Source organism: Mesorhizobium sp. M5C.F.Ca.IN.020.32.2.1, from assembly GCF_004023105.1.
Lineage (GTDB): Bacteria > Pseudomonadota > Alphaproteobacteria > Rhizobiales > Rhizobiaceae > Mesorhizobium > Mesorhizobium wenxiniae.
Genome location: NZ_RZSX01000510.1, coordinates 1 through 4660 on the forward strand (window position 1 = coordinate 1; position 4660 = coordinate 4660).

The following is a 4660-nucleotide window of genomic DNA, read 5'->3' on the forward strand; positions in this document are numbered from 1 at the left end:
CTACGTCTTCGGCCATCTCGGCGATGGCAATCTGCATTATCAGGTCCGCACGGTGGATTCGGCGGCGGCATACGACATCGTCTATCGCAGCGTGGCTGCGGCCGGCGGCGGCGTCTCGGCCGAGCATGGCATCGGCCTCGACAAGAAGGAATGGTTGCACCTTGTGCGCAGCGATGCCGAGATCGCAGCCATGCGGCGCTTGCAAGCGGCTTTCGATCCGAACAATATCCTCAATGCCGGGCGGGTTTTCGATCTCGGGCCCGCCTGAAACTCGAAGGCCGGTAGCGCCGGCCGCCTATTTGGGCATGCGCTTCAACCGCGCATGCGCCACCGCAATACGGGCGGCAAGCGCGGCGTTGTTGCGGACCAGCGCGATATTGGCCTTCAGGCTGCGACCCTGCGAAAGCTCGTTGATGCGGGCGAGCAGGAACGGCGTCAGTTCCTTGCGCCCGATGCCGCGTTTCTCGGCCTCTGCCACCGCTGCCGTGATCGTGCCGTCGATGAAGGCCGGATCGAGCGCATCCACTTCCGGAATTGGATTCGCGACGAGAATGCCGGTGCCCGAGCCGATCTGCTCGTGCAGCAGCATGGCCTGCGCAATGTCCTCGGGCGTATCGAGGCGGTGATCGGCTTTCAGTCCGCTGGAGCGCGTATAGAAGGCCGGAAAATCGTCGCTCTGACAGGCAATCACCGGCACGCGCTGGGTCTCCAAATATTCCAGCGTTTTTGCAATGTCGAGGATCGATTTTACGCCGGCGCAAACGACGGTCGTGCCGGTCTGGCCGAGTTCGGTCAGGTCGGCCGAGATATCGAAAGTGGCCTCGGCGCCACGATGCACGCCGCCGACGCCGCCGGTCGCGAAAATGCCGATGCCGGCGAGTGCGGCGATCCGCATCGTCGCCGAAACCGTGGTTCCGGCCGAGCCGCCGCCCACCATGATGGCGGCGAGGTCGCGCCCGGAGGCCTTGACCACCTCCTTCGCCGCCGCCAGCTTTTCCAGCTCAGTGTCATCGAGCCCGACCTTGATCTTGCCGGCGACCACCGCGATCGTGGCGGGCACAGCACCGTTCTCGCGCACCACGGTTTCGACGCCGCGCGCGGTCTCCAGATTGGCCGGATAGGGCATGCCATGGGTGATGATCGTCGATTCCAGCGCCACCACCGCGCGGCCTTCCCGGAGTGCTGCGGCGACTTCGTCATTCAGGTGGAGAAGGGAAGGTTTCATCGTCATTTCGCTTTCAGGGTTCGGCTCGCGTTCAGGCGGGAATGCGGTACATGCCGGCGGTGAGGAAGCGCGGCGACAGATCGGGATGAACGCTGGATTCGCTTTCGGTGGTCAGCGTGGCGAGCAGCGCGCCGGTGCGCGCCGCGTCGAGCACGGGATCGCCCGAAAGCACCTTGTACATGGTGCCGGCAATCATTGCATCGCCGGCGCCGGTGATGTCGACGGCGCGGGCCGGGACGGAACGCATCGTCGCCACGCCGCTCTCGGTCGCCACCGCAAATCCATGAGCGCCCATGGTCACGATCACCTCGCCGGCGCCGGCCGCGCGCAGCGCCGCTGCAGCCTCCTTCGGCTTAAGCCGCTTGTCGGCATCGATGATGCCAAGCATCGTATTGGCCTCGTCACGGTTGGTGAATAAAAGGTCGATGCCGGTCAGGTCCTTCGGCAGGCGTGCCGATTTCGGCGACGACACCGTGTCGACGGCGAGCCTGAAGCGCGCGCCCTGCTTGCGTGTCATCAGCGACTTGATCGTCGCAGCCGGCAGGTTGCAATCGATGAACACCCATGTCGCCGAAGCAAGGTGCGGCCAGAAGCGGTCGAGATGGGAGGGCGAAAACAGATCGAATATCTCCATGTCGGCGATGCCGAGCACGAGATCGTTATTGAGGTCGAGGATCGCTGCATATTCCGCCGTTGGCCGCTCCGTGGTGGTGATCACCTGGCTGACATCGGCGCCGAGGTCGCGCAGATGCCGCACCAGCGAGCGGCCGGTCTCGTCGTCGCCGACAATCGAGACGAAGCTTACGTCGACGCCGAGGCGGACAAGGTTCTCGGCGACGTTGCGGGCGACGCCGCCGAAGCTGCGATAGCCGTCGACCGGATTCGACGTCCCGAAGATCAGATCCTTCTTGGCGTGGTACTTGCGGTCCAGGACGGCGCCGCCGATGCAGATCATGCGCTTGGAGGCCGGCAACACATAGCCGCGACCAAGAATGTAGCCCTTGTTGACGAGCTGCACGATGTGGGCCGCGACGGTCGAACGGGCAATGCCAAGCGCGCTCGCAATGTCCTGCTGGCCGGCGAAAGGGTTCGCCGCGATGAGATCCAGCACTGCCTGTTCCTGTGCTCCAAGGTCGTCCATCGTCTCACCCGGCCCGCGCAAATCATGGCTGACGTTGATCAACAACAGACGGTCTTGTCAACATTTGTTTAAAGCGAGTGAAGGTCCGTCAATTGCTGGTACTGGTCGACGCTTGGCGCCGCATCACATTACTTATTGCCGACGGCAGGAACTTTGAAAGCAAGCGGATGAGCGAACAGGAGTTGATGTCGGAGCTGGAACGGTTGGTTTCCGAGGACCGGAACCCGAAGACGATGGATATCGACCTGCTGCCAACCATCGAGATCCTGCGCAAGATCAATGACGAGGACAGCGGCGTTCCGGCCGCTGTCGAGAAAGTCATTCCGGAAATTGCTGCCGCGGTAGACCGGATCGTTAGTGCGTTTCAAAAAGGCGCGCGGCTTGTCTACATCGGCGCCGGCACGAGCGGCCGGTTGGGAGTTCTCGACGCCTCGGAGTGTCCACCGACATTCGGTGTGCCCGAGGACATGGTGCTCGGCCTGATCGCGGGCGGCCCCAAAGCGCTGATGCGGGCTGCGGAAGGCGCCGAGGATGATCCGCAACAAGGCATGAAGGCACTGCAGGACATCAAGTTGACCGCCGACGATGTGGTGGTCGGCATCGCGGTCAGCGGCCGCACGCCTTATGTGATCGGCGGTTTGACCTACGCAAGGCAGGTGGGAGCGACGACAGTGGCGCTCTCCTGCAATCCCAGATCGACCATTGCCGGCATTGCCGACATTGCCATCTCTCCGTTTGTCGGCCCCGAGGTTCTCGCCGGCTCGACCCGGCTGAAGTCGGGAACCGCGCAAAAGCTGGTTCTCAACATGCTGACGACAGCCGGCATGATTCGGATCGGCAAGAGCTATCAGAACCTGATGGTCGACCTTAATCCCAGCAACAAGAAACTCGTCGCCAGGGCGGTTGGGATCGTGATGCAGACCACCGGCTGCACAGCGCAGCAGGCACGACAGGCGCTCGACCAGACCGGCAAAGACGTGAAGCTGGCGATCCTGGTGACAATCACCGGCATGAGCGTCAAAGAGGCGCGGCAAGCCCTCGACAATGCGGGAGGATTCCTGCGAAAGGCGATAGGCGAAACGCCTGTGTGAGGATGAGGGCTGGCGGCGGCCGGCTGTGCAGGGACGGTCGGGCATACCGCTTTACCGGCATGGGACTGTGGATCGACCTCCACAAAGGCAAGGCATGGACCTTGCTCACCAAACGGATCCATCCGACACATCATTCAACAGCGGAATCGCTTCGCCAATCGGTCGGCGATCTCGCCAATGGAGCCTAACAAATCATGATTGCGAAAAGTGACCAGCCAATCTGGGCCGTCGGCCTGATGACCGGCACCGTCCTCGACGGCAATATCGACGTCGCGCTGATCAAGACCGATGGCGAGCGGATCGCGGATTTCGGCACCTATACGCTGGCACCCTACCCCAGGTCGATCCGGACCCTGCTGGAGGAGACGCTGGATCAGGCCAGGGTGTGGAATTTCACCGGACCGGAGCCGGCGATCTTTCGCGAAGCTGAAGAAGCGCTGACGCGCGCCCAGTCAGCGGCAGTCAAGGACCTGGTCGAAAGCTATGGATTGAAGATGGCCGATATCGGGGTCGTCGGCTTCCATGGCCAGACCGTGCTGCATCGTGCTCCGCAAGTCGGCCGGCCCGGCCAGACCCGCCAGCTCGGCGATGGCGAGTTGATGCATGCCATCCTGGATACAAAGATTGCCTACGACTTCCGCTCGGCCGACATGCGCGCCGGCGGGCAAGGGGCGCCGCTGTCCGCGGCCTATCACGCCGCGCTGCTACGCGATGCCGACGCCAGCGGCGACACGGCCGTTCTCAATCTCGGCGGCGTCGCCAACGTCACGTGGTGGGATGGCAAGGACGATGTCGTTGCCTTCGACACCGGACCGGCCAATGCGCCGTTGAACGATTTCATCAAGTCCAAAGGGCTCGGCGAAATGGACCGCGACGGCGCGCTGGCCCGCGCCGGCACTGTCGACGAAGCGCGGCTGGCCACGCTCTTGCAGCATCCCTATCTGGCCAAGCCCTATCCAAAGTCGCTGGACCGGTTCGACTTCGGCGCAGCCATGGCGGATGGGATGAGCGCTGAGGATGGCGCTGCACTGCTGACGGCCTTCACCGCCGCCGCCGTCGGCAAAGCGCTCGACCTCCTGCCGCACCGGCCGAAGCGGCTGGTGGTCAGCGGTGGCGGCCGCCACAACCCGACGATCATGGCCATGCTCGCCAGCCGTGCCGGTATCGAAGCCGTGCCGGCGGAGGCGCTCGGCTGGAAGGGTG

The 4660-nt window shown here is 63.6% G+C and carries 5 protein-coding genes and 1 pseudogene; 4 read left to right on the plus strand and 2 right to left on the minus strand.

Annotated features, from left to right (window positions below):
- Positions 1 to 268, plus strand: a 268-nt coding sequence (locus EOA86_RS22990) for an FAD-linked oxidase C-terminal domain-containing protein (protein ID WP_281035685.1), incomplete at its 5' end; no start/stop codon positions are given.
- Between the two features lie 27 nt (positions 269 to 295).
- Here the strand turns inward: EOA86_RS22990 and EOA86_RS22995 are convergent.
- Both EOA86_RS22995 and EOA86_RS23000 read right to left on the minus strand, forming a co-directional pair.
- Positions 296 to 1225, minus strand: a complete 930-nt coding sequence (locus EOA86_RS22995) for a pseudouridine-5'-phosphate glycosidase (protein WP_206630106.1) — start codon at positions 1223 to 1225, stop codon at positions 296 to 298.
- Positions 1226 to 1256: 31 nt separating this feature from the next.
- Positions 1257 to 2366, minus strand: coding sequence for a carbohydrate kinase (locus tag EOA86_RS23000; protein WP_128343743.1), 1110 nt, complete (start codon positions 2364 to 2366; stop codon positions 1257 to 1259).
- Positions 2367 to 2533: 167 nt separating this feature from the next.
- Here EOA86_RS23000 and murQ point away from each other — a divergent pair, with 167 nt between their 5' ends.
- The 3 genes and pseudogenes from murQ to EOA86_RS23015 form a co-directional block, all read left to right on the plus strand.
- Entirely contained in the window at positions 2534 to 3457 is a 924-nt protein-coding gene (gene murQ / locus EOA86_RS23005; RefSeq protein WP_128343747.1) for an N-acetylmuramic acid 6-phosphate etherase, read from the plus strand.
- A 50-nt stretch (positions 3458 to 3507) separates the two neighbouring features.
- Positions 3508 to 3645 (plus strand): annotated as a pseudogene (locus EOA86_RS40555) (esterase); the annotation flags it as partial.
- Between the two features lie 6 nt (positions 3646 to 3651).
- Positions 3652 to 4660: anhydro-N-acetylmuramic acid kinase (locus tag EOA86_RS23015; protein ID WP_128343745.1), on the plus strand; the 1009-nt coding region annotated here is incomplete at its 3' end.